General features: G+C 63.0%; 27 protein-coding genes and 1 pseudogene. 15 read left to right on the top strand and 13 right to left on the bottom strand.

Annotation, left to right across the window (positions count from 1 at the left end; genetic code table 11):
- Window positions 1-127 precede the first annotated feature (127 nt).
- The 6 genes from nrdR (at window position 128) to U5A67_RS39235 (ending at window position 3425) form a co-directional block, all read left to right on the top strand.
- Window positions 128-610, top strand: coding sequence for a transcriptional regulator NrdR (gene nrdR, locus U5A67_RS39210; protein ID WP_028220157.1), 483 nt, complete (start codon window positions 128-130; stop codon window positions 608-610).
- Window positions 611-777: 167 nt separating this feature from the next.
- Entirely contained in the window at window positions 778-1314 is a 537-nt protein-coding gene (locus U5A67_RS39215) for a GspH/FimT family pseudopilin (protein ID WP_321818624.1), read from the top strand.
- A complete protein-coding gene (locus U5A67_RS39220; protein WP_321818623.1) occupies window positions 1311-1697 on the top strand; it encodes a hypothetical protein in 387 nt (128 codons plus the stop codon). The genes U5A67_RS39215 and U5A67_RS39220 overlap by 4 nt, the downstream gene beginning before the upstream one ends.
- Window positions 1694-2476 (top strand): PilW family protein, encoded by a 783-nt coding sequence (locus tag U5A67_RS39225; protein ID WP_321818622.1) that lies wholly within the window; start codon window positions 1694-1696, stop codon window positions 2474-2476. The genes U5A67_RS39220 and U5A67_RS39225 overlap by 4 nt, the downstream gene beginning before the upstream one ends.
- A 53-nt stretch (window positions 2477-2529) precedes the next feature.
- Complete coding sequence (locus U5A67_RS39230) at window positions 2530-2988, top strand: hypothetical protein (protein ID WP_321818626.1); 459 nt, start codon at window positions 2530-2532, stop codon at window positions 2986-2988.
- A 14-nt stretch (window positions 2989-3002) separates the two neighbouring features.
- Window positions 3003-3425, top strand: a complete 423-nt coding sequence (locus tag U5A67_RS39235) for a type IV pilin protein (protein WP_321818621.1) — start codon at window positions 3003-3005, stop codon at window positions 3423-3425.
- 22 nt (window positions 3426-3447) lie between these two features.
- Here U5A67_RS39235 and U5A67_RS39240 read toward each other — a convergent pair whose 3' ends face one another.
- The 3 genes from U5A67_RS39240 to U5A67_RS39250 all read right to left on the bottom strand — a co-directional run bounded on the left by U5A67_RS39240 (window position 3448) and on the right by U5A67_RS39250 (window position 4843).
- Window positions 3448-3948: a DUF3318 domain-containing protein gene (locus U5A67_RS39240; RefSeq protein WP_321818620.1), complete on the bottom strand. Its 501-nt coding sequence runs from the start codon at window positions 3946-3948 to the stop codon at window positions 3448-3450.
- A gap of 10 nt (window positions 3949-3958) precedes the next feature.
- A complete protein-coding gene (locus tag U5A67_RS39245) occupies window positions 3959-4342 on the bottom strand; it encodes a phage holin family protein (RefSeq protein ID WP_205987800.1) in 384 nt (127 codons plus the stop codon).
- A gap of 198 nt (window positions 4343-4540) precedes the next feature.
- The gene (locus U5A67_RS39250; RefSeq protein WP_027817793.1) at window positions 4541-4843 is read right to left on the bottom strand and encodes a DUF883 family protein; all 303 of its coding nucleotides are present in this window, start codon (window positions 4841-4843) and stop codon (window positions 4541-4543) included.
- A gap of 441 nt (window positions 4844-5284) precedes the next feature.
- Here U5A67_RS39250 and U5A67_RS39255 point away from each other — a divergent pair, with 441 nt between their 5' ends.
- Window positions 5285-5923 carry a peroxiredoxin gene (locus U5A67_RS39255; RefSeq protein WP_205987799.1) on the top strand — a complete coding sequence of 213 codons (639 nt, stop codon included), beginning with the start codon at window positions 5285-5287 and terminating at the stop codon, window positions 5921-5923.
- 141 nt (window positions 5924-6064) lie between these two features.
- Here the strand turns inward: U5A67_RS39255 and U5A67_RS39260 are convergent, their stop codons facing one another.
- The gene (locus U5A67_RS39260; protein WP_321818619.1) at window positions 6065-7255 is read right to left on the bottom strand and encodes an acyl-CoA dehydrogenase; all 1191 of its coding nucleotides are present in this window, start codon (window positions 7253-7255) and stop codon (window positions 6065-6067) included.
- Window positions 7256-7393: 138 nt separating this feature from the next.
- On the opposite strand from U5A67_RS39260, the gene U5A67_RS39265 reads away from it, so the two are divergent.
- On the top strand, window positions 7394-8194 hold the full coding sequence (locus tag U5A67_RS39265) for an IclR family transcriptional regulator (RefSeq protein WP_321818618.1): 801 nt from the start codon (window positions 7394-7396) through the stop codon (window positions 8192-8194).
- Between the two features lie 68 nt (window positions 8195-8262).
- On the opposite strand, the gene argF is transcribed toward U5A67_RS39265, so the two are convergent.
- Together argF and ltrA are read right to left on the bottom strand one after the other, a co-directional pair.
- Complete coding sequence (gene argF / locus U5A67_RS39270) at window positions 8263-9192, bottom strand: ornithine carbamoyltransferase (RefSeq protein WP_321818617.1); 930 nt, start codon at window positions 9190-9192, stop codon at window positions 8263-8265.
- A 163-nt stretch (window positions 9193-9355) separates the two neighbouring features.
- A pseudogene (ltrA, locus tag U5A67_RS39275) lies at window positions 9356-11076 on the bottom strand (group II intron reverse transcriptase/maturase).
- Window positions 11077-12636: 1560 nt separating this feature from the next.
- Between ltrA and U5A67_RS39280 the strand changes: the two are divergent.
- Complete coding sequence (locus U5A67_RS39280; RefSeq protein ID WP_205987795.1) at window positions 12637-12984, top strand: DUF3579 domain-containing protein; 348 nt, start codon at window positions 12637-12639, stop codon at window positions 12982-12984.
- A gap of 165 nt (window positions 12985-13149) precedes the next feature.
- On the opposite strand, the gene rpsT is transcribed toward U5A67_RS39280, so the two are convergent.
- Window positions 13150-13413: a 30S ribosomal protein S20 gene (gene rpsT, locus U5A67_RS39285; RefSeq protein WP_205987794.1), complete on the bottom strand. Its 264-nt coding sequence runs from the start codon at window positions 13411-13413 to the stop codon at window positions 13150-13152.
- Between the two features lie 423 nt (window positions 13414-13836).
- Here rpsT and murJ point away from each other — a divergent pair, with 423 nt between their 5' ends.
- Both murJ and U5A67_RS39295 read left to right on the top strand, forming a co-directional pair.
- Window positions 13837-15387 (top strand): murein biosynthesis integral membrane protein MurJ, encoded by a 1551-nt coding sequence (murJ, locus tag U5A67_RS39290; RefSeq protein ID WP_205987792.1) that lies wholly within the window; start codon window positions 13837-13839, stop codon window positions 15385-15387.
- The gene (locus tag U5A67_RS39295; RefSeq protein ID WP_205987791.1) at window positions 15387-16232 is read left to right on the top strand and encodes a SirB1 family protein; all 846 of its coding nucleotides are present in this window, start codon (window positions 15387-15389) and stop codon (window positions 16230-16232) included. Before murJ ends, U5A67_RS39295 begins: the two co-directional genes overlap by 1 nt.
- A gap of 76 nt (window positions 16233-16308) precedes the next feature.
- On the opposite strand, the gene U5A67_RS39300 is transcribed toward U5A67_RS39295, so the two are convergent.
- From U5A67_RS39300 to lpxK, 5 genes are all read right to left on the bottom strand, one after another.
- On the bottom strand, window positions 16309-17067 hold the full coding sequence (locus U5A67_RS39300) for a 3-hydroxyacyl-CoA dehydrogenase (RefSeq protein ID WP_205987790.1): 759 nt from the start codon (window positions 17065-17067) through the stop codon (window positions 16309-16311).
- Window positions 17068-17246: 179 nt separating this feature from the next.
- Window positions 17247-17909 carry an adenylate kinase gene (gene adk, locus U5A67_RS39305; protein ID WP_321818616.1) on the bottom strand — a complete coding sequence of 221 codons (663 nt, stop codon included), beginning with the start codon at window positions 17907-17909 and terminating at the stop codon, window positions 17247-17249.
- A gap of 326 nt (window positions 17910-18235) precedes the next feature.
- Window positions 18236-19039, bottom strand: coding sequence for a 3-deoxy-manno-octulosonate cytidylyltransferase (gene kdsB, locus U5A67_RS39310; RefSeq protein ID WP_205987788.1), 804 nt, complete (start codon window positions 19037-19039; stop codon window positions 18236-18238).
- Between the two features lie 108 nt (window positions 19040-19147).
- A complete protein-coding gene (locus tag U5A67_RS39315; protein ID WP_205987787.1) occupies window positions 19148-19351 on the bottom strand; it encodes a Trm112 family protein in 204 nt (67 codons plus the stop codon).
- A complete protein-coding gene (gene lpxK, locus U5A67_RS39320) occupies window positions 19332-20396 on the bottom strand; it encodes a tetraacyldisaccharide 4'-kinase (protein WP_321818615.1) in 1065 nt (354 codons plus the stop codon). Before lpxK ends, U5A67_RS39315 begins: the two co-directional genes overlap by 20 nt.
- 281 nt (window positions 20397-20677) lie before the next feature.
- Between lpxK and U5A67_RS39325 the strand changes: the two genes are divergently transcribed.
- From U5A67_RS39325 to sodB, 4 genes are all read left to right on the top strand, one after another.
- Window positions 20678-20932, top strand: coding sequence for a type II toxin-antitoxin system HicA family toxin (locus U5A67_RS39325; protein WP_321818614.1), 255 nt, complete (start codon window positions 20678-20680; stop codon window positions 20930-20932).
- Window positions 20929-21267, top strand: a complete 339-nt coding sequence (locus tag U5A67_RS39330; RefSeq protein ID WP_321818613.1) for a type II toxin-antitoxin system HicB family antitoxin — start codon at window positions 20929-20931, stop codon at window positions 21265-21267. The genes U5A67_RS39325 and U5A67_RS39330 overlap by 4 nt, the downstream gene beginning before the upstream one ends.
- Before the next feature lie 360 nt (window positions 21268-21627).
- Window positions 21628-22998: an exodeoxyribonuclease VII large subunit gene (gene xseA / locus U5A67_RS39335; protein WP_321818612.1), complete on the top strand. Its 1371-nt coding sequence runs from the start codon at window positions 21628-21630 to the stop codon at window positions 22996-22998.
- Between the two features lie 459 nt (window positions 22999-23457).
- Window positions 23458-24036 carry a superoxide dismutase gene (sodB, locus tag U5A67_RS39340; RefSeq protein WP_205987784.1) on the top strand — a complete coding sequence of 193 codons (579 nt, stop codon included), beginning with the start codon at window positions 23458-23460 and terminating at the stop codon, window positions 24034-24036.
- Window positions 24037-24147: 111 nt separating this feature from the next.
- Here the strand turns inward: sodB and U5A67_RS39345 are convergent, their stop codons facing one another.
- On the bottom strand, window positions 24148-24732 hold the full coding sequence (locus U5A67_RS39345) for an isochorismatase family protein (protein ID WP_205987783.1): 585 nt from the start codon (window positions 24730-24732) through the stop codon (window positions 24148-24150).
- Window positions 24733-24743 lie beyond the last annotated feature (11 nt).

Below are 24743 nucleotides of genomic sequence, written 5' to 3' on the forward strand. Positions count from 1 at the left end.
CGGTAACCTGATCGCCGACGTGCTGGAAAACCCGGAAGACGCAGCAACGATCGAGCGCGTGAAGGCGCAGGTTTCGGAGCTGACGAAGCGTTTCCCGGTTTACCGCTAAGCCCTGCGATAAGCCAGCATGCGCTGCCCCTTCTGCCGGCATGAAGACACGCAAGTGGTGGACTCGCGCGTGTCCGAGGACGGCGCCGCGATCCGGCGCCGCCGTCGCTGCCCGGCCTGCGACAAGCGTTTCACGACGTACGAGCGGGTCGAGCTGGCGATGCCGGCGATCGTCAAGAAGGATGGCAGCCGCACCGAATTCGACCGCCGCAAGATCATGGCGAGCATGCAACTGGCGCTGCGCAAGCGGCCCGTTGCTGCCGACGCGATCGACGCGGCGGTTGCCCGCATCGAGTATCAACTGCTCGGTAGCGGCGAGCGCGAAGTGCGCAGCGAGCGTCTGGGCGAGCTCGTGATGGGCGAACTGCGCGAACTCGACAAAGTGGCCTTCGTGCGCTTTGCTTCCGTGTACCGCCGTTTCGAGGACGTCTCCGAATTCGAAGACGTGATCGAGGAATTCCGCCGTGCAAGCGGCGCGGCCACGCCGCCCAAAAAGCGCTGAACGCCAGCGCGCATCCTCTCTTCGCATTTCCTTTCTCCCAGCCGTTGCCCGTAACCCTCGCATTCTCGCGAGTGGATCGTGTGCGCGATAGCTAGCCGTTCGGCTAATTGTTCCGATTCGTTTTCGTCGATAGATTGACTGCAATTCCTCATCGATAAGGATTGCAGATGAAATGCGCCGGCTTCACCTTGCTGGAAACGATGGCCGTAATCGTGCTGATCGCGATCTGCGCGAGCATGAGTGCGCCTGCGTTCGTTGCGTGGCGGGTGCGCGATCAGATGGATGCGCGCGCGAATGCGCTGCTCGGCACGCTTTCTTACGCGCGCAGCGAAGCGATCCGGCGCAAGGTGCGGGTTTCGGTGTGTCGTGTCGATGCGGCTCGCCAGTGTCTGGCGGCGGGCAAGCGTTGTCCATCAGGGCTCGCCGACTGGTCGTGCGGCTGGGCGGTGATGGCCGACCATGCAGGCGCGTCGCTGTTGCTGCGTATGCAGCCGGCGATCGATGAAATCGCGGTGGCGTCTGCGCTGACCGCGCTCACTTTTACGCCGCCGGCAGGGCAGACAATCGGCAGTTTGCGCAACTTCGAGATCGCGCCGCGCGTGACGTCGGCATCGACGCGTAGCGCTGCCTGGCGGCGCTGCATACGCGTCGCGGCGGGTGGCCGCGCGCGTATCAGCGATGGTGCGTGCGGGAGCGGGTCATGAGCCGATATTCGCGAGTCGCGGCTGGGTCTGCGCTGCTGGAAGTCGTGCTGGCAATGGCGCTGATGGCGATGTGCGGACTGGGTTTGCTGAGCGCGCAACTTGGCATCGCGCGTCACGCGTTGGCCAGCGCAACGCGCGCACGTGCGGCGTTTGCCGTCGATGCGATGGCGGAAGCTTCGCTCGAAATCGGCCCGGCCGCGCGCGATCAATGGCGTACGCGTGCCGCCGCGATCGTGCCCGATGGTCTGCTGAGCGAATCTGGCTCGCAGATCACGCTTTCGTGGTCGGCGCCACGCGACGAGTCTGCGCCGGGCGATGAATGCGCGAATGCGGCCATGACCGAAGCAGCGCGGGCGTGTGTTGCGCTCGCGATCTCGCCATGAGAAAGCGCGCCGACGCAGGTCATACCTTGCTCGAATTCACGATCGCGGTCGCGCTCGGCCTGATCGTGATTGCAGGCGCCATCACCGCGTATCGTTCGCAGCGCCAGGCATTGGCGTATGCGATCGACGCCGCGCGGATTCACGAGGCGGGTGTCAACGCATTGACGCTGATCGGCGAGCAGATCCAGATGGCCGGCTTCACCTCCGCAGACGACATAGCGGCGCTTACCGGGCCGCCGCTCTTTGGCTGCGCCGCTGGGCGACCGACGGGCACAGGCGCGAGCCTCACGTGCGAGGCGCTATCGAATCGCTCGGACGGCATCGCAGTGCGTTATCGCGCCGACGGCGAATCGACGTGGCTCGCGGCGAACGGACAAGCCACCGATTGCCTCGGCCAGGCGATTGGTGCATCGGCGGAGGAAGTGCTCAATCGCTTCCACGCGAAGGCGAGTTCATCGACCGGCGAGCCGGAACTGTATTGCGAAGGCACCGGCAAGATCGGCACTGCGCAGCCGCTGGTGGAAGGCGTCGAACGCCTTCGCTTGCGCTACTGGACGGCAGGCGCGACGCAAGCGTTGGACGCAGCCGCGTTGTCGCGCGAGCGCTGGGACGCGGTGGTGGCCGTCGATCTGTGCGTGCTCGTGCGGGGCGCGGCTCTATCGCGGCGCGTGCGATACGTCGATTGCGATGGCGCATCGCTTATAGCAAGCGACGGCCGCGCGCGTCAGGCGTTCTGGCGTCATGTGGTGTTGCGCAACGCGCCTGGAGCGCAGTCATGAGGCGCGCTACGAGGTGCGGTACGAGGCATGAGCGCGGAATCGCCTTGCCAGTCGTGCTGCTGATCGTTTCGATGATGCTGGTCACGTCGGCGGCATCGTTCGAGTCGTCGCTTTTCGAGGCGCGTAACGCGGCCGCCGTGCTCGATCAATTGCAGTCGTTCCATGCCGCCGATGGCGCCCTGACGCTCTGCTCGCGTGCGTTGATCGATGGTGCGCTAACGGCGCCGCTATCGGCAGCGCAAACGGGCGAGCCGCAGCAGTGGCGACGTCAGGATACGTTCGAAGCATTCGCGACCACGCCTTTATCGACGTGGCCCGGTTCGCTGCGTCCGCCGCAGTGTCTTGTGGAGGCATGGCGTATCGAAGCGCGGCCTTCCGCGCGAGCGTTTCTGGTCACGGCACGCGGTTTCGGCGCGACACAGGACGCGCAAAGCTGGCTGCAAATGCAGATCGTGCTCGATGACACGCGTGTCGAGCGTCATTGGCGGCGCATCGTCGCGCGGCCGTTTTGATGGACGGAGCAACGATGCGGCTCAAGATCCGTGCTTTCACGCTGCTGGAGATGATGATTGCGCTCGCGGCGGCCGCTATCGTCGCGGCCTTTGCACTGCCGGGCTGGCGTGGTCAGATGGCGCGCGGGCATCGTATCGATGCGGTCGCGGCGCTGTATCGCGCTGCGCAGTATGTCGATGCGCAAAGCGGAGCGTCGGCGTCGCTGCCTGCTGGATTCGATCAGGCGCCGCCGTCGGGTAACGCGGTGTATCGGCTCAAGCTGAGGGCAGGGGATGATGCGAATGGCGGCTATGCAATCGTCGCAACGCCCACCGCAAGCGGGCCGATGCGCGGCGATCCGTGCGGCGCGTTCGTGCTCGAAGCGAACGGCGCGCACAGCAACGAAGTCACGGGAGAGAGCGCACCCGCCACGCGCGACTGCTGGCGCGAGCGCTAGCGAAGCTCGCGCGCTGCGAGTCTCAACCCGTGAGGTCGTCTTCGTCGGATGCGGCGCGACGGGCGCGGGTATCGGTGCCCGCGGTGCCCGTGCGTTGGCGGCGCATCTGTTGCCACACGCGCCACGCTTCATACGCGGTGAAGGCAAGACCGCCCCACTTGACGACCGGTTTGGCCGCCGAAGCGATGCTGTCGCGCAGCGGCTTGGCCACCACGAACGACACGAGCGAGCTCAAGAGCGGATATTGCTTGAGCAGATTGCCGAAGCCCGTGCCCATGTTGCCCAGGCCGAGGTTTGAGGCGCTCGCGGCCGCGCGGCCGAAGCCCGGCACGAGAAAACGCAGCCAGCTGAAATGCGTGACGGACTCGCGCAGTTCGATGATCGAAGCGGCCATTTCGGCGCGTTCGACGCTTGCGCGCACCAGCAGCAGTTCCTTGCGCAGGGCGCGCATCTGCGGCGTCGAAAGATCGCGGCTACGCGGCCGCGCGGGGCGGAAGGCTTGATCCGGTCGAGATTGGCTCATGGCGTCGATGCTAGGGTTTGCGAAGGATTTCGCGATCCTTCTCGAATTCTTCGAGCGTCGCCTGGAAAACCATTGGCGCGTTACGCAGTCCCTGACGCGCCTTCAGTGCGCAGACGAGGGCGGCCAGGGCATACACGAGCGTGATGCCGGCAAGCGATTGCCAGCGCCAGGTGTCCCAGAAAGCGATCGCGACGAGCGCGGTCAGCGCGATCAGCGCCATGGTCGCCAGCATCATCGCCGCGAGTCCGAGGAACAGCACGCCCAGCAGGCGTTCCTTTTCTTCGGCCAGTTCGATGCCGATCAGCTCGAGACGCGTCTGGATGATCGAGAACGCGGAGCCGAGTAGACGGCGCAACGGCCCATGTTCGTTCTGCGAGCGGGTGTCTGTCGTCATGGCGAGTGAGGGTTGCGCCAACGTATCCACGTTGGCGGGCGCGCGAAAAAAGCTGCGCGGAAAGCGCCCAGAAAAGACAGGCCGGTGCAGCGCACCGGCCTGTCAGCTCAGCGCTGGGCCGAAGCGGTGTGCGTCGGTGTGCGACGTCACCGGTTCGCGAGCGGTACGGCGACCGTCTCGCGACAAGCTTCAGCCGATTTACTTGCGGTTGATCAGCAAGCCCACGAGCACGCCGACACCGGCAGCGATGCCGATCGATGTCCACGGATGTTCGTGTACGTAGTCGTCGGTCGCACGTGCGGCCTTCTTGCCCTTCTCGACGACGACGACCTGAACGTCCGCCGCCTTTTCCTTCGCCTGCTTCAGGCGCGAGAGGGCCGTTTCACGCAGCTCCGAAGCACGTTCGCCGGTGGCGCTCGCCGCTTGCTTGAGCAGGTCCTCTGCATCCGCGAGGACGGTTTTGATATCCGACATCAGCCTCTCCTTATTGACCTCTGACATTGACTGGCTCCCAACGTGTCACATTACGCGTGAATCGTAACAAAGAAACGAGCGCTGGCAAGCGTGGCGCGCCGCTGTCGTTGCTCGTTCGTCGAAAAATCGACGCACGATTCGTTCCTGATTGCTGCCATCGCGGGCGTTTTTCTCGCTTCCAGTACGGATAGCGAGTGCTCGCTACGGTTCCGACGACGCTGTACGAAAAAACGTCGGGGACTGACATGGAGTTGATCTGACACGTAAAGTTTCCGGTCAGCGATTCAAAATTACAAAAACTCATACCGGTGTGACCCGATGTTCGTTCGCGGGGCATGACCGTGCCCTGTATGCTTCAATATCGTGAATGTCCACCGGCGCAGCGGGCCGCTATCGCCCAGCGCGCGTCATGCCGGATCAACCGGGCGGTGCGCCTCGCTTCGCCCATCTCGTTAAAGGAACCGCACCATGAGTCTACGTCTTGGCGATATCGCACCCGACTTCGAGCAGGATTCGAGCGTTGGCCGCATCAAGTTTCACGAGTGGCTCGGCAATAGCTGGGGCGTGCTGTTCTCGCATCCGGCCGACTTCACGCCGGTTTGCACGACCGAGCTGGGCCTGACCGCGAAGCTCAAGGACGAGTTCGAAAAGCGCAATGTGAAGACGATCGCGTTGTCGGTGGACAGCGCCGAGTCGCATAACGAGTGGATCAAGGACATCAACGAGACCCAGGCGGCGAGCGTCGGTTTCCCGATCCTCGCGGACGGCGATCGTACGGTGTCGACGCTGTACGACATGATCCATCCGAATGCGAACGAAACGCTGACCGTGCGCTCGCTGTTCGTGATCGATCCGAACAAGAAGGTGCGCCTGATCATCACCTACCCGGCGAGCACGGGCCGCAATTTCGACGAAATCCTGCGTGTGATCGACTCGCTGCAACTGACCGATAACTATCAGGTCGCGACGCCGGGTAACTGGAAGCAGGGCGACGACGTCGTGATCGTGCCGTCGCTGAAGGACGAGGACGTGATCAAGCAGAAATTCCCGAAGGGTTATAAGGCGCTGCGCCCGTACCTGCGCCTGACGCCGCAGCCGAACAAGTAAGCGCTCACCGCGTTTGCTGCGCGAGCCGCAAGGCCGCCATGCCGTAAAGGCCGCAAAACAAAAAGCGCCGCACGTTCAATCGTGCGGCGCTTTTTTGCGTGTGAACCGGACGCGAGCGGGCGAGGACGCCGAAGCGGGCGCTTAGAAAAACGCCTGAATGCCCGTCTGCGCGCGGCCGAGGATCAGCGCGTGGATGTCGTGCGTGCCTTCGTACGTGTTCACCACTTCGAGGTTCACGAGGTGGCGCGCCACGCCGAATTCGTCCGAGATACCGTTGCCGCCCAGCATGTCGCGCGCGAGACGGGCGATATCGAGCGACTTGCCGCACGAATTGCGCTTCATGATCGACGTGATTTCGACCGCGGCCGTGCCTTCGTCTTTCATGCGGCCCAGACGCAGGCAGCCTTGCAGGCCGAGCGTGATTTCCGTCTGCATATCGGCGAGCTTTTTCTGGATCAACTGATTCGCGGCGAGCGGGCGGCCGAACTGCTTGCGATCGAGCACGTACTGACGCGCCGTGTGCCAGCACGATTCCGCCGCGCCCAGCGCGCCCCACGCGATGCCGTAGCGCGCCGAGTTCAGGCAGGTGAACGGGCCGCGCAGGCCCTTCACGCCCGGCATGAGGTTTTCTTCGGGCACGAACACTTCGTCGAGCACGATTTCGCCGGTGATCGAGGCGCGCAGGCCGACCTTGCCGTGAATCGCCGGTGCCGATAGACCCTTCCAGCCTTTTTCCAGGATGAAGCCGCGGATGTCGTCCTTGCCGTCTTCTTCGAGCTTGGCCCAGACGACGAACACGTCGGCGATCGGCGAATTCGTGATCCACATCTTCGCGCCCGAAAGCGAGTAGCCGCCGTTCACCTTCTTCGCGCGCGTGACCATGCTTCCCGGATCGGAGCCGTGGTTCGGCTCGGTCAGGCCGAAGCAGCCGATCCATTCGCCGCTGGCGAGCTTCGGCAGATATTTTTCCTTTTGCGCGTCCGAGCCGAATTCGAAGATCGGCACCATGACCAGCGACGACTGCACCGACATCATCGAGCGATAGCCCGAATCCACCCGCTCGACTTCGCGTGCGATCAGGCCGTAAGCGACGTAGTTGAGGCCCGGGCCGCCGTACTGTTCGGGAATCGTCGGGCCGAGCAGGCCAACTTCGCCCATCTCGCGGAAGATCGAAGCGTCGGTCTTTTCATGGCGGAACGCTTCGACCACGCGTGGCGCAAGCTTGTCCTGCGCGTAAGCGGCGGCGGCGTCGCGCACCATGCGCTCGTCTTCGGTGAGCTGCTGGTCGAGCAACAGCGGGTCTTCCCAATGGAACTGGGCGTGTGCGGCCATGGTGTCTCTCCTGAGTCTCTTCACCCGATCGGGCAACGGCATAGGGTAATTTGCGCTTGACTTGAGTTCCGCTAAGCGGAACAATGTTTTGCAAACTGACTTCAGTGTATCACTAGCCCGCTTATGTCCGCACCAGAAATGAATCCCTCTTCCTCGTTCGCGTCGACGCTGGCTGCCGGGCCGATCGACGAGCGCAAATTCGTCGTCGCCCTCGCGCGCGGGCTGGAATTGCTGCGGGCGTTCCGGCCTGGCGAGACGCTGCTCGGCAATCGCGATTTCGTCGAGCGCACGGGTTTGCCCAAGGCGACCGTGAACCGGCTTGCGTACACGCTGACCATGCTCGGCTATCTGCGTTTCGACGAATCGCTGGGCAAGTACGCGCTCGATGCCGGGGTGCTGTCGCTGGGTTTTGCGCTGCTCTCGGGCACGGACACGCTGGAGCTGGCGCGTCCGCATCTGCGTGCATTCGCGCGCGAGGTGGGCGCGGCGGTGTCGCTGGGCGGGCGCGACGGGCTCGACGTGATTTATCTCGAGACGATTCGCAGCGAAACGGCGCTCACGCTGGGTCTTGCGTCCGGCTCGCGGCTGTCGATGCTTACTAGCTCGATGGGGCGCGCGTATCTGGCCGTGCAGCCGCTCGATGTCCGCACGGCGCTGTTCGCGGAGCTGGAGAAAGCGGCGGGCGTGGACGGTCCCGCACAGGTCGCCGCCGCGAAGCGCGAGATCGAAAACTTCGCGAAAGAGGGCGCGTGCTTTTCGTTTCGCGACTGGCACGAGGACGTCAACGCCGTGGCCGTGCCGTTTCGCGAGCCGCGCGAGCGGCGCTGGCTGGTGCTCAGTTGCAGCGGACCGGCTTCGTCGATGGGAGAAGAGGTGTTTCGCGAGCGCGTTGCGCCGCTGCTGAAGTCGCTGGCGCGGCGGCTGGGCGAAACGGTTTGAAGCACCGCTGAAAAGCAAAAAGCCGGGAAACGATCCCGGCTTTTTGACGTGCTGCGCGCGTTAATGGCTCAATGATTGAGCTTGCCCAGCAGCAGGAATTCCATCAGCGCCTTCTGGACGTGCAGGCGGTTTTCCGCTTCGTCCCAGACCACGCTTTGCGGACCGTCGATGACATCGGCGCTCACTTCCTCGCCGCGGTGAGCGGGCAGGCAGTGCATGAAGAGTGCGTCGGCGTTGGCGCGCGCCATCATTTCCGCGTCCACGCACCAGTCGGCGAACGCCTTCTTGCGCGCTTCGTTTTCCGCTTCGAAGCCCATGCTCGTCCACACGTCCGTGGTCACGAGATCGGCGCCCGCGCAGGCTTCGTTCGGGTCCTCGAACACGGCGATGAACGGCTTGCTGCTTTCGGCGACCAGCGCCGGATCGATCGGATAGCCCGGCGGCGTGGAAATGCGCAGCTTGAAGTCGAGGATCTCAGCGGCTTCGATCCACGTGTAGAGCATGTTGTTCGCGTCACCGACCCACGCGACGGTCTTGCCGCGGATGGGGCCGCGATGCTCGTAGAACGTGAAGATGTCGGCCAGCACCTGGCAGGGGTGGTACTCGTTCGTCAGACCGTTGATGACCGGCACGCGCGAGCTTTCCGCGAAGCGGCGGATGATGTCCTGGCCGAACGTGCGGATCATGATGATGTCGACCATGCGCGAGATCACCTGCGCGGAATCTTCGATCGGCTCGCCGCGGCCGAGCTGCGTATCGCGCGTGTTCATGAACACGGCGTGGCCGCCCAGCTGGAAGATGCCTGCTTCGAACGAAAGGCGCGTGCGCGTCGAGTTCTTCTCGAAGATCATCGCGAGCGTGCGGTCGTGCAGCGGATGGTAGGTCTCGTAGTTCTTGAACTTGCGCTTCAGGATGCGCGCGCGCTCCAGCACATAGTCATATTCATCAAGAGAGAAATCCGAGAACTGCAGGTAATGGCGAATGGTCCGGGAGGTCATGAAGCGAAAACGGCGCCCGATCCGGCTTCGAACTGCAGGAGAAGGCCGGCGACGCCGCTGCGGTTGGTGGTGGAGGGTAGCCCTCTCTCCTTCCGGAGAAAGGGCCCCCTAAGAACCGTACGTGCGACTTTCGCCGCATACGGCTCAAGCCTACACATACAACCTATTTCAAAGTCCGACCCAGCAAGGGTCGAACCGGCTTTGCTACGTTAATACTTCTGGCATGCACCTGCCGGTGGCAGTCAGGGTGAAGCAATACCCGGTTGGAGAGCGCATCTGACCCGCCATACATCCGGTACACAAGATGATGATCGTGCCATCCCGTTTCGTCCGTCAAGGCATTTTCGCAGTGTGCACACAACCCTTCCTGCGATGAGTACAGTGTGAACCATTCCTTCAGATAGCCCTTGGATCGCTCCATGCGCTTCTGACGCAGTTCCTCGCCGTACTGCTCCATCGTCGGATCAAAGGGGTTGTACTCTCCCTTGATCTTCGTGTGTCGCTCAATCGCCGTACCGCTTATCTGGTATAGCTCAAGCAATCCCTTACTACCGTCCTCTTGCTCCATGGGAGCGGCAAACACCCAATTTCGTTCACCAACCGTGTGAAAGTACTTCTTTTTCACCCAGTCCGCGTTCTTATTGGGATGCCGCCGTTTTGCCCACCGCCAGAGTCTCCAGAACACCAGGAACTCCATGCGTGTGTACGCCTGCTTGGCAACGACGGGCCGGTGGTACTGCGCCCAGCCCCTTAACATCGGGTTTAGCAGATGAATTAAATCCTCCTGCTTCCCGGCCTTGTTACTACTGATCGTTTCCGCCACCTTGCGATAGAACGTCTTCACGTTCTTCTTCGCCGGCTTGATGAGCAGTGTTCCCGAATACTTCCGGAAGTTCCACCCAAGGAAATCGAAGCCCTCGTCAATGTGGGTGATCCGCGTTTTCTCCTCGGATAGTTGTAATCCCCGCACCGCAAGGAATTCTTCCACCCAAGGCCTGATCTCGGTTTCCAGCACCTCATTCGAGTCGCCGGTTATTACGAAATCATCCGCGTACCGTACAACATTGATCTTCAGCTTCTTTGCCTTGGCGATCCCCCACAGCGCACCGAGGTGCTGCGTCAGTTCACGCTCCAGGCCGTTCAGTGCCATGTTCGCCAGCGTCGGAGAGATGATCCCCCTTGCGGCGTACCGGCTTCCGTTGCCTCGTACCGGCCTCGATGAAGCAGACCGGACTTCAACCATTTCCGAAGAATGCCTTTATCCATCGGGACATTGGCAATCAACCAGTCATGACTGATGTGGTCAAAGCATCCCTTGATGTCCGCCTCCATTACCCATTTGGACGAAACCTTCTTGGATAAGGAAATAAACAGTTGGGACATGGCGTCGGCCGTCGAGCGATTCCTCCTGAATCCATAGGAATTCAGGTCGCTTGTCGACTCTGCCACCGGCTCGAGGGCCAGCAGATACAGGGCTTGCATCGCCCGGTCCCGCATGGTTGGAATGCCCAAAGGGCGTTTCTTTCCATTGGCCTTCGGGATATAAACCCTCCGTAATGGCAGGGGGCTGTATCCTCGCCGCTTCAACTTACCGACTGCTGCCAGTCGGCTTTCAGGCGTTTCCCATAGTTCGCGATCGACTCCCGCCGTTCGCGCGCCAGTGTTTTGCGTAACACGTCGGACCGCATACAGCTTTGCGGACAACGTGCGGGTCAGCATCCGTTGCAGGGCTTTCACCCGACGCCAGTCGCCTTTCCGCGTCGCCTTCGCAATACGAATCTGCATACCCTTCACGTTCCGTTCAACTCTGCGCCAGTCGATGGCGTGCCAGTTGTCAGGCCCGTGGGAGGGCGCAGATTCATCCTTTTGGATGAACTCTTCCATGCTGCTCTCCTTCCGGAAAAGAAAATCCCCGGACAAGAGGCGCATCTCTCCCCCGCGGGGAGCGAATAACGCCCCCGCGGGGAATGTTTCATAGCGATACAGACAAGTCCGTACCGCACCAGTTTTCAAGGGTCTATCAGCCCATCTTGCGACGGTAGACCATAGGGAAGTCTGCCCGCTTTCACGGTAGGGTGATGTTCCAACCCCTATCCGACCCATTACAGGACGGCATTCGCTTTTTCCCCGTTCCCATACCCGCGCCTCCATCAGATCCCCTTGCGGTTCTCCTGCCAGCGATCTTTTGCTGGCGAAGGTCGGGCTTACCACGTTCCCGGCATGTCACACGACTGATTTAGGTCCTGCCTATTCCCCGGTGGTCTGACGACGACGTAATCCGATGACCCAGCGGATTAACCGACCACATACCGTTTTGGTTGATGCCTATCAGCAGCTTTGGCATCGTGCTGCTTACGAGGTTTATTGGCAGTTCACGTATGTTGACCTTGTCAGCCAGCCTAGCTCCTCGACCCCCTTGCTGCTAGGAGTTTCCGGACAGATGCTTCACAGCGCCTGCCCGTCCGAAAATTCCGAAGGCTACGTTGTTAGGAAAGCTTCGGACCTCACCGTTACCGGTGACGCACGTTTCCCTAGGCTACTGCTGGTCGCACAGCAGGTTCACTACCGCACCGGGTTAGCGGTGGGGTTGAACAATGACACACCGAGCGTTCGCTCGTTGCCGAAGCACGATCCAAGGGTCGTGAGACCCGGGACGCACAACCATTACTATCCGCCTTATCGGCGGGAGTACTGCCGCCGAGTGCGCGGTACCTGACGGTAATCAGGTAGTTGCGATGCAGAAACCGTTGACGTGACTGTCCAACAATGTCGCACCGGTGCTTCCACCCTTTCACAGGGTGGAAAGCACTGTTCCAACTGACGCAACGGGTGTTCCGAAGATCAGTTTAAATCGTGGGTATTTGACGCCCGCCTCACGGTTGGGGCTTCCTCTATTACGGATGAGGGTCGGTCCGGACACGAGCGCGTGTCGCACAAGTCAAAGCAGCATAAAGGATTTTGCGGAATTTGACGAGTTGGCTAAAAGGCCGGGCGCGCCGGGACGATGGACGGCGCGCCATCGTCAAAGGGCAAATCCGGTCGATACAGACAAGCCTTCAGACAGAGCCCGCCGATGCCGTCAACTGTCTTGTGTGCGGTGCGTCAAAAGGCCCGCTGCGCTATAATCCGATAGATTTTTCAGGCACGATGCAGGCGCTTTCCCGCAATACGCGAGGCCTGCCAAAGCGGCCTGTGCGCTGGCCGGCAGGGCGCCGCGCACGCGATTTCCGGCGGTGGCATACGCTGTGTTTCGATAGTGCGAGAGGCGGCTCGTTACCGGTTGGGGTGCGCGGGCGGTGCGATCGTGCCCTTGTTTGTTGGGTGGCGGCACGTTGCGATTGCAGACTCAATCGCGCGCCCAGCCGCAGACTCAAATGCAGACCCAAACGCCACGCGAAAAGCCGGGCCACAAGCCGAGCCGCGCAGTCACACAGGTACTTCTACATGGCCGAAGACGCTCCAACCGAATACTTCATTCAAGGCATCACCAGCAAAGGGAAGAAGTTTCGTCCGAGCGACTGGTCGGAGCGTCTGGCGGGTGTGATGTCGAGCTTCGGGCCCAAGGCGTCGGCCAACGCGCGCGGCCCGAACGCCTATCTGCGTTATTCCCTCTACGTACGCCCGACGATGATCGGCGACCTCAAGGTGGTGGTGCTCGATTCGCGTCTGAAGGACATCGAGCCGATGGCCTTCAACTTCGTGCTGAACTTCGCCAAGGACAACGATCTTGTCGTGACCGAGGCTTGCGAGCTGCCGCACGATCACGCCACGCAGCAAAGCGGCGGGCGTTAGACACGGCGCGCGCCCGGCAGTACGAAAACGACCCGCCCACGCGGGTTTTTTTACGTCTGGACGAACTGCGTAGTTTCCATCGGCCAGAAACAAAAAAACCCGCCGAAGCGGGTTTTTTCGATGCAGCGTCAGTGTGTGCCCGCCGTAGCGAGCAGCCTGAATCGCTTAGGCCATTGCCTTGACAGCAGCAGCCAGACGGCTCTTATGACGAGCAGCCTTGTTCTTGTGAACGATTTTCTTGTCGGCGATGATGTCGAGCGTCTTGCCCGATGCCTTCAGGATTTCAGCTGCAGCAGCCTTGTCGCCTGCGTCGATTGCCTTGCGGACAGCCTTGATAGCCGTGCGGAACTTCGAGCGCAGTGCCGAGTTGTGCGAGTTAGCCTTGGTGGCTTGACGTGCACGCTTACGTGCTTGTGCGGAATTTGCCATTACATTTTTCCTTGATTGTAGAGCGCGAACTGGCCGACGCTCCGTGCCTGGATCTGCGCTTCGGGCCATACCCAAAAGCGCAAAACGGTATTTGCCAGCTTCGCCGCTTCCAGCCGATTACAGGCTGTGGCGCTGCTGACCACGTTCCTTGTGCCAAAGCGGGAGAGTGGTCCGTACAGACTGAACTGCCGGATAATCCGCCGCTTCCTTTCCAGAACGCGTTCCAAGCCCATGAGAGGGACAGGGAATCGACGATTATAGCAACAAAATCATGGACGTGACAATCATGCCAACTCACGCCAGGGTAGACCGCACATCGGCTGAACGTCCTTTGCGCGATGCGGTCACAATGCTCCCGCCCGAATTTTGTTCGACCGCGCCGATCGGCGATCGGTCAAAAGGCACCCGTATAATAAGCGCCCCATGAATCTATTCCGAGCCCTGCTGACGGTCAGCGGCTTCACGCTGCTGTCGCGCGTGACCGGACTGGCCCGAGAGACACTGATCGCCCGAGCATTCGGCGCGAGTCAGTACACCGACGCCTTTTACGTCGCGTTCCGTATTCCCAACCTGCTGCGCCGCATTTCGGCGGAAGGCGCGTTTTCGCAGGCCTTCGTGCCGATCCTCGCGGAGTTCAAGAACCAGCAAGGCCACGATCCCACCCGCGCGCTCGTCGATGCCACGTCGACCGTGCTCGCCTGGGTGCTGGCGATTCTTTCGGTGCTCGGCATCGTCGGCGCCTCGTTTGTCGTGACCGTGGTGGCGTCCGGGCTGAAGAGCGACGGGCAGGCGTATCAGCTTGCCGTCGTGATGACGCGCATCATGTTCCCGTACATCGTGTTCATTTCGCTGACGTCGCTGGCGTCCGGCGTGCTCAACACGTACAAGCAGTTTTCGCTGCCCGCGTTCGCGCCGGTGCTGCTCAACGTCTCGTTCATCGTGGCGGCGGTGGCGTTCGCGCCGCACATGAAGCAGCCGGTCTATGCGCTGGCGTGGGCCGTGATCGTCGGCGGCGTGCTGCAGTTCCTCGTGCAGTTGCCGGGGCTCAAGCGCATCGACATGATGCCGCGCATCGGCCTGAATCCGCTCAAGGCGCTCGCGCATCGCGGCGTCAAGCGCGTGCTCGCGAAAATGGTGCCGGCCATGTTCGCGGTGTCGGTCGCGCAGATCAGCCTCATCATCAACACGAATATTGCTTCGCGGCTGGGCGCCGGCGCGGTCTCGTGGATCAATTACGCCGACCGGCTGATGGAATTTCCCACCGCGCTGCTCGGCGTGGCGCTCGGCACGATCTTGCTGCCGTCGCTCTCGAAGGCGCACGTCGATGCCGATCCGCACGAGTATTCGGCGCTGCTCGACTGGGGCCTGCGCGTCACTTTCCTGCTGGCCGCGCCGTCGGCGGTCGCGCTGTTCTTCTTCGCCCAGCCGCTGACCGCGACGCTGTTCGACTACGGCAAATTCGACTCGAACTCGGTTGTCATGACCGGCCGCGCGTTGTCGGCGTATGGCGTGGGGCTGGTCGGCCTCATCCTGATCAAGATCCTCGCGCCCGGTTTCTACGCGCGCCAGGACATCAAGACGCCCGTGAAGATCGGCGTGGGCGTGCTGGTCGCCACGCAGATCAGCAATTACATCTTCGTGCCGATTTTTTCGCACGCGGGTCTCACGCTCTCCGTGGGCCTGGGCGCCTGCATGAATGCGCTGCTGCTCTTTATCGGCTTGCGCCGCCGTGGCATCTATATGCCGTCCGCGGGCTGGTCGAGATTCTTCGTGCAACTCATCGGGGCATGCCTCGTGCTGGCAGGAGCGATGCATTGGTGCGCGATCAGCTATGACTGGATCGGCCTGCGCCACGAGCCGCTCGCGCGTATCCTGCTGCTCGGGTCCTGCCTTGTCCTGTTCGCGACGCTATATTTCGGTATGCTTTGGCTGATGGGCTTCAAATACGCATACTTCAAGAGGCGCACGAAGTGATGACGATGAACACGCGGGTGCTGGACTATTTCAGCGCGCTCGTCGCGGAAGACGAAAGCCTGCCGCTCACCGAAGCGGCGCTGTCGATCGCGCAGGATGCATACCCCGATCTCGATCTGCAGGGCACGCTCGCCGAAATCGACGAACTGGCGCTGCGTGTCAGCAAGCGTCTGCCCGACAATGCGGACGTGCGCCAGCAGGTTGCGTTTCTGAACCGCGTGTTCTTTCGCGAGATGGGTTTCGCGGCCAATCTCAACGATTTTTTCGATCCCGATAACAGCCATCTGCACGTCGTCTTGCGGCGCCGTCGCGGCATTCCGATTTCGCTCGCCGTGCTGTATCTGGAGATCGCGAGCCAGCTCGGTCTGCCGGTGCAGGGCGTGTCGTTTCCGGGGCATTTCCTGCTGCGCGTTTCGCTGCCCGACGGCGACGCCATGCTCGACCCCACCACCGGCCGCGCGCTCACCGAAGCCGATATGGTCGAAATGCTCGAGCCCTATGTGGCGAACGCCGGCGATTCGGTCGCGCGGGCGCTGCGCATGCTGCTCGAACCGGCCACGCGGCGCGAAATCGTCGCGCGCATGCTGCGCAACCTGAAATCGGTATATCTGCAGACGGAACGCTGGGAGCGCTTGCTCGGCATCCAGCAACGGCTGGTGATTTTGCTGCCCGATAACGTCGAAGAAGTGCGCGATCGCGGTTTTGCCTTCGCGCGGCTCGATTACGTGCGCCCGGCGCTGGAAGATCTCGAGGAATATCTCGATGAACGCCCGGACGCGGAAGACGCCACGGTCGTCGAATCGCAGTTGCAGGAGCTGCGTCAGCGCATGCTCGACAACGACTGAATCGCGCTGAAATATCGCGCTTCAGCAGCAAAAAAGCCCGCGTTGCATGCGGGCTTTTTTGCATTCGTCGACGGTGTTACTTCGGCTGCATGCGGATCGCGCCGTCGAGGCGGATCACTTCGCCGTTGAGCATCGGGTTCTCGACGATCTGCTTGACGAGCATCGCGTACTCGTCCGGTTTGCCCAGGCGCGGCGGGAACGGCACCATCGCGCCGAGCGCATCCTGCACTTCCTGGGGCATGCCCAGCAGCATCGGCGTTTCGAAGATGCCGGGGGCGATCGTCATCACGCGGATGCCGCTGCGCGACAGATCGCGCGCGATCGGCAGCGTCATGGCGACTACGCCGCCCTTGGACGCCGCATAGGCCGCCTGGCCGATCTGCCCGTCATAAGCCGCCACGGAAGCCGTATTGACGATCACGCCGCGCTCGCCGCCTGCGCCGGGCGCGGTCTGGGCGATCGCGGCGGCTGCTAGGCGGATCATGTTGAACGTGCCGATCAAATTGACCGAAATGGTCTTGCTGAAGGCGTCGAGCGGATGCGGGCCGTCCTTGCCGACGGTCTTGATCGCGGGCGCGATGCCCGCGCAGTTCACCAGCGCGCGCAACGTGCCGAGCGCCGTCGCGGCCGCCACGGCTTTGGCGCCATCTTCTTCGCTGGCGACGTTGCACTTCACGAACACGCCGCCCAGTTCCTGGGCGAGCGCGTGGCCGGCTTCCTCGTTGAGATCGGCGAGTACGACCTTGCCGCCTTCCGCGGCGATCAGGCGGGCCGAAGCCGCGCCGAGACCCGAAGCGCCGCCGGTGATCAGAAATACGTTATCGCGGATTTGCATCTGTCTTCCTCCTTGCTGCTCGATGTGATTTTTATTGGCGGGATGCTGCGCGGGCCAGCCCACGATTCATCCGCCAGACACGCAGAAGAGGGGAAGGGCCGGCCAGAAAGCAAAACGGGCGAGGGCCGGCGTTGTCGCCGGGCCTCGCCCGGCTTTGGCCGGCAAGAGACGTTGAGCGCTTACTTGAGCGCGTCGAACACGCGGTTGCGGATTTCGTCGACCGCGCCCAGACCCGAGATCGCGCGATACTGCGGCGCCTGCAGGCCGTTTTCTTCACCGCGCTTGGCCCAGTCGCTGTAGTAGGCGATGAGCGGCTTGGTTTGTGCGACGTACACGTCGAGACGCTTGCGCACGGTCTCTTCCTTGTCGTCGTCGCGCTGAACGAGTGCTTCGCCCGTCACGTCGTCCTTCATCTCTTCCTTGGGAGGATTGAACTTGACGTGGTACGTGCGGCCCGAACCCGGGTGCATGCGGCGGCCGCTCATACGCGTGATGATCTCGTCGAACGGCACGTCGATCTCCAGCACGTAGTCGATGGCGACGCCAGCCTGCTTCATGGCTTCGGCTTGCGGCAGCGTACGGGGGAAACCGTCGAACAGATAGCCGTTCTTGCAGTCGTCTTCTTTCAGACGTTCCTTCACCAGGTTGATGATCAGCTCGTCGGTCACCAGTTCGCCTGCGTCCATGAAACGCTTGGCTTCGATGCCGAGCGGCGTACCCGCCTTGACCGCGGCACGCAGCATGTCGCCGGTCGAGATCTGCGGAATGCCGAACTTCTCCTTGATGAAGTTTGCCTGGGTTCCCTTGCCCGCGCCGGGGGCGCCCAACAGGATCAAACGCATTTCAACTTTCTCCGATCTGTGTGAATTCTTGCGGCGCGGCGGCTGCCCTTGATGTGATGAGGGCGGCATTGCAGCGTCGTGCGTCTCCTACCCATTTGCTCGCGCCCGTCGTGCCTGCTGCATCGTGCAGCGGACGGCGGCGCTACGCCTGAGCCGCGCATGAAAAAGCGCCGGAGTGAAATCCAGCGCGGCGCGGCGGGTAGCGAAAAGCCATGAAAGGCTGCGAGCGAAACCGGGCAACGGCGGGGAAACCCCCACGCACAAAGGCTTGGACGGCTCGCGCAAACAATTGATTATGCCACGGGTTTTTCGGCCCACCAGCGCTATTAAGGTCGGAATAACGCCTGTACACGTGCGAGGTCGGCGGGCGTGTCGACGCCGGGCGCCGGCGCTTCGGCCGTTACCAGCACTGCAATGCGCTCGCCGTGCCACATCGCGCGCAGTTGTTCGAGCGCTTCGACCTGCTCGATCGGCGACTGCGCGAGGCCGGGATAGGCACGCAGGAATTTGGCGCGGTAGGCGTACAGGCCGATATGCCGATAAACCGTCGCAGGGGCAGGCGGGGCGGGCATCGCGGCCAGATCGAGGCGGGCCGGCGACCAGTGCGGCTGCCATGCGTCGCGTGCCCAGGGAATCGGTGCGCGCGAGAAGTAGAGCGCCACGCCATGCGCATCGAGCACGACCTTCACCACGTTTGGACTGAAGATTTCGTCCTGGGCGGTGATGGGGTGAGCGGCCGTGGCGATCGCGCATTCCGGGTGGGCGGCCAGGTGCGACGCCACGTCGCAGATCAGCGCGGGGTCGATCAGCGGTTCGTCGCCCTGAACATTGACCACGATCAAATCGTCATTCCAGCCGAAGTGCTCGGCGACTTCGGCGAGGCGATCCGTGCCCGAAGGATGGTCGGCGCGCGTGAGGACGGCTTCGAAGCCATGCTCGCGCGCGGCGTCCAGCACGCTCTGCGCGTCGGAGGCCACCAGCACCTGCTGGGCGCCCGAAGCGGCGGCGCGCTCGGCCACGCGCACGACCATCGGCTTGCCGCCGATATCGGCGAGCGGTTTGTTCGGCAGCCGGGTGGACGCGAGACGCGCCGGCACAACGGCGATAAAGGGTTGCACGGGAGCGGTCATGGCCAGTTCGGGCGAGGGCGATGAAGGCGCGCCGTGAGCGGCGCGCGGGAATTCGGGATGCTGCGGCGGCAGGCGGCGTGCTGCCCGCGCAGGCCGCAGCGGGGAACGTCAGGCCGAAGCCGGACCGTTCGGGTCGACGGGCGTGCCTTCGACGGTCTGACGTGCTTCGTCGACGAGCATGACGGGGATACCGTCGCGGATCGGATAGGCCAGCTTGTCGGCGTTGCAGATCAATTCCTGCGCGGCGCGGTCGTAGCTGAGCGGGCCCTTGCAGATCGGGCAGACCAAAATTTCAAGCAGACGGGCGTCCACGGAGTTTCTCCACAACCAGGGTGATAAGGCGATGATCGAGCGCGGCTTCCACAGGGACAACCCAGATGCGCGCGTCGTTCCAGGCCCCCAATTTTACTGCATCCTTTTCGGTGACCAGGATGGCGTCGGCGTCGATTTCGCTGAACGGGTTCGTCGCGTAGTCGTAATGGTCGGGCAGCGGCAGGGTTTGCGGGGCGAGACCGGCCGCGCGCAAGGTCGCGAAAAAGCGCTCCGGCGAGCCGATGCCGGCGGCGGCCACGAGGCGCTGGGGCGGCTGTTGAGCGCCGGCGGGTGCGTTGACGACGCCGCCGAACTGCGCGAGCGGGCGGCGCAGCGACGGATTCCCCAGATGCCAGGCTTCGCCCGGCTCCAGCTTGAGGGCGAAGGTGTTCGGCCAGTCGGGCAGGGCGCGCGCGAACGGGTTGTTCACGAGCGTGGCGTCGCGGTGGCGCGAAAGCGGCTCGCGTAGCGGTCCGGCGGGCAGCAGGAAACCGTTGCCGCCCAGGCGATGATCGAACACCACGAGTTCGACGTCGCGCTGCAGGCGATAGTGTTGCAGGCCATCGTCGCTGACGATGACGTCGACGTCGCGATGGGCCGCGCACAGCGCCTGCACGGCGGCCACGCGATCGGGCGACACCCAGACCGGCACGCCGGTGCGCCGCGCGATCAGCAGCGGTTCGTCGCCGCAGGCGCTAGCGGGCGTCGATGCGGTCACGGGCGTGGGGCGTTCGACCTTCGCGCCGTAGCCGCGCGACACCACGCCCGGTGCGTAACCGGCGGCGCGCAGCGCCTCGACGAGCGCGATGACCGTGGGCGTCTTGCCGGTGCCGCCGACCGTCACGTTGCCGACCACCACAACCGGCACGCCCACGCGCACCGACTTGAGCCAGCCGGCCGCAAAGGCCGCGCGACGCGCCCCGCTGATGGCCGCGAACACGGCGGCGAGCGGCGAAAGCGCCCACGCGAGCGGGCCGCGCTGCTGCCAGGCGCGGGTGAGACCGGCTTCGGCGCGCGTCTTGAAATCGGCGATCGGGCCGCTCATCGGCGAGTCTGGCGAGTGAGAAGGCGGGACGGGGTGGGCATCGGAGCGGTTCTCCAGTTCGATGTGGGCAAACGGCGCAGCGCCGACAAGGCCGTCGAGGGGCCGACGTGAACCCGGCACTCTAGCGCGGGTGCGGGAGAGGCGGCAAGCGGTGTGGGCGGGAGGGCCGTTGTCACGGTCGAGCTTGCGCTAATCGACATTCGAGTCGATTCGACCCCTGCAGACGAGCAAGTCTGGAGCATGATACTAAATTTTAGTATCATCATTTCGTACGCATTCGCATGAAAGCCCGACACGAAAAGACCCTTGAGCACCTCTTCTCCCGCCCGACGCCGGCAGGCGTGAAATGGGCCGATGCCGTCGCGTTGATGCGCGAGATGGGGGCCGGAATCGAAGAGCGGGAAGGATCGCGCGTGGCCATCTTTCTGTTCGGTCAGGTCAAGGTGATGCACCGCCCGCATCCGTCGCCCGATCTGGATAAAGGAGCGGTCGCGTCGCTGCGAAGGTGGTTCGAAGACAATGGAGTGAAGCCGTGATCAACATCATGAAAATCGGCGGCCAGAAAGCCGTCATCGCCTACGATCCCGACATCGAAATGTTTCGCGGCGAATTCGTGGGGCTGAACGGTGGCGCCGACTTCTATGCGACGGACGTGGTCGGTTTGCATCGGGAAGGCGAGCAGTCGTTGAAAGTCTTCCTCGAAGAATGCGAGCGGCGCGGTATCGAGCCCTACAAGCAATATTCCGGCCGCTTCGTGCTGCGCACTTCGGCGCACGCGCATGAGGCGGCCGCCACCGCGGCAGCGGCGTTGGGCATGAGCCTGAACCAGTGGGCCGCCGGCGTTCTGGAGCAGGCGGCAACGGCGCAATGACGGGCGCCGGCGTCAAGCGCGCCATCCACACTTTCCTCCGAAAAATCCACCCCCTGTGGACAACTTTGTGGAGAAGTCGGTGCCCCGCGGCCGCAAAGGCGCATTCGTGCGCCATTCCATCGGTGTAAGGTTTCTTTGTCGATATATAAATCACATATAAATCAATCACATACGTGATATTTTTGCGCTTGCGCACGATCTGCCGCAAATGTGACAGTTGGTGTAACCAATGTGGAAACTTCACCCCGCCTGTCAGGCCGATCACGCGCTGGGAGCGTTTCCTGCTGGACTGCGGCCCCCTGAAGCGTCTATCGTCTGTGCGGGCCGCTTCGCGCCTGCCGTTTATCCACACCGTCTGCAATGTTCTCCGACCGCTTATCTTCCGCGCCTGGCGGCGACGCCGTCATCCCGGTTTCGGCGCTCAATCGCGCAATCGGCTCGATGCTCGAGCGCAATTTTCCGCTCGCCTGGATTTCCGGCGAAGTGTCGAATTTCACGCGCGCTGCGAGCGGCCATTGGTACTTTTCGATCAAGGACGCGCAGGCGCAGATCCGCTGCGTGATGTTCCGCGGCCGCGCCCAGTACGCCGAATTCACGCCGCGCGAAGGCGACCGCATCGAGGTGCGCGCGAGCGTGACGATGTACGAGCCGCGCGGCGAACTCCAGCTCAACGTCGAGGCGGTGCGCCGCACGGGGCAAGGGCGGCTCTATGAAGCGTTCCTGCGGCTGAAGGCGCAACTCGAAGCCGAAGGGCTGTTCGACGAGGCGCGCAAGCGTGCTTTGCCCACCCATCCGCGCGCAATCGGCGTGATTACGTCGATGCAGGCGGCTGCGCTGCGCGACGTGCTCACGACGCTGTGCCGCCGCGCGCCCCATGTGCCCGTGATCGTGTACCCCGCGCCGGTGCAGGGCGCGGGTTCGGCCGACAAGCTCACGGCCATGCTCGACACCGCCAATGCGCGCAAGGAAGTCGATGTGATCGTGCTGTGCCGTGGCGGCGGTTCGATCGAAGATCTCTGGTCGTTCAACGACGAAGCGCTGGCCCGCGCCATCGCCGCGAGTGGGATTCCCGTCGTGAGCGGCGTGGGTCACGAAACCGATTTCACCATCGCCGATTTCGCCGCCGATGTGCGCGCGCCCACGCCCACGGGCGCCGCCGAGCTGGTCAGCCCGCAACGCGCGCTGCTGCTGCGCGAACTTGATCAGCGCCACGCAACGCTGGCGCGCGGTTTCGGCCGGTTGATGGAGCGGCGCGCGCAGCAACTCGACTGGCTCGCGCGGCGGCTCGTTTCGCCGGCGGAACGGCTGGCGCAGCAGCGCTCGCATCTGCGCCAACTGGCGATCCGGCTGGCGTCGGCGGGTTCGCGCTCGACCGCGCAGGCGCGTGCCAGCTTCAACATCGTGCAGATGCGCTGGCAGCGCACGCGCCCCGACGCGGCGGCGCAGCAGGTGCAGATCCAGTCGCTCGAACGGCGTCTCGACGCCGCGTTTGCGCGCGGGCGCGAGCGCGACGGCGAGCGTGTTGCGGCGCTTTCGGCGCGGCTTGAAGTGTTGAGCCCGCAGCGCACGCTGGAACGCGGCTACGCGGCGTTGCTCGACGCGCAAAGCGGCGCGGCCGTGCTCGCGCCCGGTGCGCTCAAGCCGGGCAAGCGCCTCACCGTGCACCTTGCGCAAGGCAGCGCCGATGTTTCGCTCGCCGACGTGCAGCCGCGTCTTGCCGACGGTTTCTAAAGGTTTCTACTGCAAGCGCGCCTGAACTAGCGATCGCTTTGCAATCTGTTTGCCACGTTGCAGGCCGATGCTGGGCGTGAGCGCAGCGTGAACGGCCAGGCGCGCGACATGCGCAGACATCGCAGCACAGACAGCGTGAGCGCTGCCCGGACATCGCCTTGCGCAGGTCCGGCAGCCCATGCGCCACTGCTGCATGGCGGGCCGTTCGCGGTTTGCCGTCATCGCGCGGAGATCGCTGCGCGGAGCACTCGATTGAAGACGAATCAAGCTGGAATCAAGCTCGATTCGAGCGCGAACAGAAGCGGAAAGCAGGCCTGAAAGCCTTGCCCAGCGGATGTTCGGCATAATGTCCGCTCGTTTGCGGGGTTATTCCAACTCGCCTACAATCGAGTGCTCCATGCTGGCCAGAATGTAGAACTTCACGCAAAACTCCCCACAACACGACGAAGGAACCGAATCATGTCATTTACGCTCCCGCCGCTGCCGTTCGAGAAGAACGCTCTTGCTCCGAACATGTCGGAAGAAACGCTCGAGTTCCACTACGGCAAGCATCACCAGGCATACGTCACGAACCTGAACAACCTGATCCCGGGCACCGAGTTCGAAAAGCTCTCGCTCGAAGAGATCGTCAAGAAGTCGTCGGGTGGCGTGTTCAACAACGCAGCCCAGATCTGGAATCACACGTTCTTCTGGAACAGCCTCTCGCCGCAAGGTGGCGGTGCACCGACGGGCGCACTGGGCGACGCGATCAACGCGAAGTGGGGTTCCTACGACGCATTCAAGGAAGCGTTCACGAAGGCTGCAGTCGGCAACTTCGGTTCGGGCTGGACGTGGCTCGTGAAGAAGGCTGACGGCTCGCTCGACATCGTGTCGACCAGCAACGCCGCAACGCCGCTCACGACCGACGCAACCGCGCTGATCACGATCGACGTGTGGGAACACGCTTACTACATCGACTACCGCAACGCTCGTCCGAAGTTCGTCGAAGCGTTCTGGAACATCGTGAACTGGGACTTCGCAGCGAAGAACTTCGCTTAAGCGCAGCCGGTTCGCGCGTCGCGTTTTTACGCGGCGCCATGGAAAAAGCCCTCGATTCGCATCGAGGGCTTTTTTGTTTGCTACGGCGATATCGGCTGATATCGCTCGATATCAGCCCAGCGCAGCGATGGTTTCTTCCGTCGAACGCACGTGGCCCATGTGACGGAACAGCTTTTCGAACGTGAAGTGATGCATCTCTTCGTTCAGCGCCGAGGTCGCGTCTTCGGCGAACACCAGCTTGAAGCCGAAGTCGAACGCCGCGCGCGCGGTGGATTCGACGCCGAAGTTCGTGGCGATCCCGCCCATCACGATGGTGTCGATGCCGCGGCGGCGCAGTTGCTGTTCGAGGTTGGTGCCGTAGAACGCGCCCCATTGGCGCTTGGCGACGATCACATCGCCTTCCTGTGCGCCGATTTCCGGCACGAGTTCCGAAGCGATGGCCGGGGCGAGCGGCGCGTCCGGCGTGCGCGTGGGCGCATCGGCAGGCAGCGCGAGGATTTCGTTGAGCAGCACGTGAACCCAGACGACGGTGCCGCCCTTGGCGCGCAGCGCGTCGGCGAGCGCACGGCCTTTTTCGACCACTTGCGCGCCGCTGTGCGGTGCGATAGGACGGCTGACAATACCGTGCTGCAGGTCGATCATCACGAGCGCGGTCTTGCGCGGATCGAGCGAAAGGGAAGAGTTAGCTTGCGTCATGGTGCACCATT

It is taken from the genome of Paraburkholderia sp. J69-1 (assembly GCF_905220255.1).
GTDB lineage: Bacteria > Pseudomonadota > Gammaproteobacteria > Burkholderiales > Burkholderiaceae > Paraburkholderia.

What these genes read in the sequence shown, in the direction of transcription:
- U5A67_RS39250 (WP_027817793.1), bottom strand. Translation starts at nt 4,843, where the DNA reads ATGTCAGAGGTCAATAAGGAGAGGCTGATGTCGGATATCAAAACCGTC.
- U5A67_RS39265 (WP_321818618.1), top strand. Translation starts at nt 7,394, where the DNA reads ATGAATCCCTCTTCCTCGTTCGCGTCGACGCTGGCTGCCGGGCCGATC.
- adk (WP_321818616.1), bottom strand. Translation starts at nt 17,909, where the DNA reads ATGCGTTTGATCCTGTTGGGCGCCCCCGGCGCGGGCAAGGGAACCCAG.
- xseA (WP_321818612.1), top strand. Translation starts at nt 21,628, where the DNA reads ATGTTCTCCGACCGCTTATCTTCCGCGCCTGGCGGCGACGCCGTCATC.
- U5A67_RS39255 (WP_205987799.1), top strand. Translation starts at nt 5,285, where the DNA reads ATGAGTCTACGTCTTGGCGATATCGCACCCGACTTCGAGCAGGATTCG.
- U5A67_RS39235 (WP_321818621.1), top strand. Translation starts at nt 3,003, where the DNA reads ATGCGGCTCAAGATCCGTGCTTTCACGCTGCTGGAGATGATGATTGCG.
- U5A67_RS39260 (WP_321818619.1), bottom strand. Translation starts at nt 7,255, where the DNA reads ATGGCCGCACACGCCCAGTTCCATTGGGAAGACCCGCTGTTGCTCGAC.
- argF (WP_321818617.1), bottom strand. Translation starts at nt 9,192, where the DNA reads ATGACCTCCCGGACCATTCGCCATTACCTGCAGTTCTCGGATTTCTCT.
- U5A67_RS39280 (WP_205987795.1), top strand. Translation starts at nt 12,637, where the DNA reads ATGGCCGAAGACGCTCCAACCGAATACTTCATTCAAGGCATCACCAGC.
- U5A67_RS39345 (WP_205987783.1), bottom strand. Translation starts at nt 24,732, where the DNA reads ATGACGCAAGCTAACTCTTCCCTTTCGCTCGATCCGCGCAAGACCGCG.
- U5A67_RS39245 (WP_205987800.1), bottom strand. Translation starts at nt 4,342, where the DNA reads ATGACGACAGACACCCGCTCGCAGAACGAACATGGGCCGTTGCGCCGT.
- U5A67_RS39240 (WP_321818620.1), bottom strand. Translation starts at nt 3,948, where the DNA reads ATGAGCCAATCTCGACCGGATCAAGCCTTCCGCCCCGCGCGGCCGCGT.
- U5A67_RS39225 (WP_321818622.1), top strand. Translation starts at nt 1,694, where the DNA reads ATGAGAAAGCGCGCCGACGCAGGTCATACCTTGCTCGAATTCACGATC.
- U5A67_RS39300 (WP_205987790.1), bottom strand. Translation starts at nt 17,067, where the DNA reads ATGCAAATCCGCGATAACGTATTTCTGATCACCGGCGGCGCTTCGGGT.
- kdsB (WP_205987788.1), bottom strand. Translation starts at nt 19,039, where the DNA reads ATGACCGCTCCCGTGCAACCCTTTATCGCCGTTGTGCCGGCGCGTCTC.
- U5A67_RS39325 (WP_321818614.1), top strand. Translation starts at nt 20,678, where the DNA reads ATGAAAGCCCGACACGAAAAGACCCTTGAGCACCTCTTCTCCCGCCCG.
- U5A67_RS39220 (WP_321818623.1), top strand. Translation starts at nt 1,311, where the DNA reads ATGAGCCGATATTCGCGAGTCGCGGCTGGGTCTGCGCTGCTGGAAGTC.
- nrdR (WP_028220157.1), top strand. Translation starts at nt 128, where the DNA reads ATGCGCTGCCCCTTCTGCCGGCATGAAGACACGCAAGTGGTGGACTCG.
- lpxK (WP_321818615.1), bottom strand. Translation starts at nt 20,396, where the DNA reads ATGAGCGGCCCGATCGCCGATTTCAAGACGCGCGCCGAAGCCGGTCTC.
- murJ (WP_205987792.1), top strand. Translation starts at nt 13,837, where the DNA reads ATGAATCTATTCCGAGCCCTGCTGACGGTCAGCGGCTTCACGCTGCTG.
- sodB (WP_205987784.1), top strand. Translation starts at nt 23,458, where the DNA reads ATGTCATTTACGCTCCCGCCGCTGCCGTTCGAGAAGAACGCTCTTGCT.
- U5A67_RS39295 (WP_205987791.1), top strand. Translation starts at nt 15,387, where the DNA reads ATGACGATGAACACGCGGGTGCTGGACTATTTCAGCGCGCTCGTCGCG.
- U5A67_RS39215 (WP_321818624.1), top strand. Translation starts at nt 778, where the DNA reads ATGAAATGCGCCGGCTTCACCTTGCTGGAAACGATGGCCGTAATCGTG.
- rpsT (WP_205987794.1), bottom strand. Translation starts at nt 13,413, where the DNA reads ATGGCAAATTCCGCACAAGCACGTAAGCGTGCACGTCAAGCCACCAAG.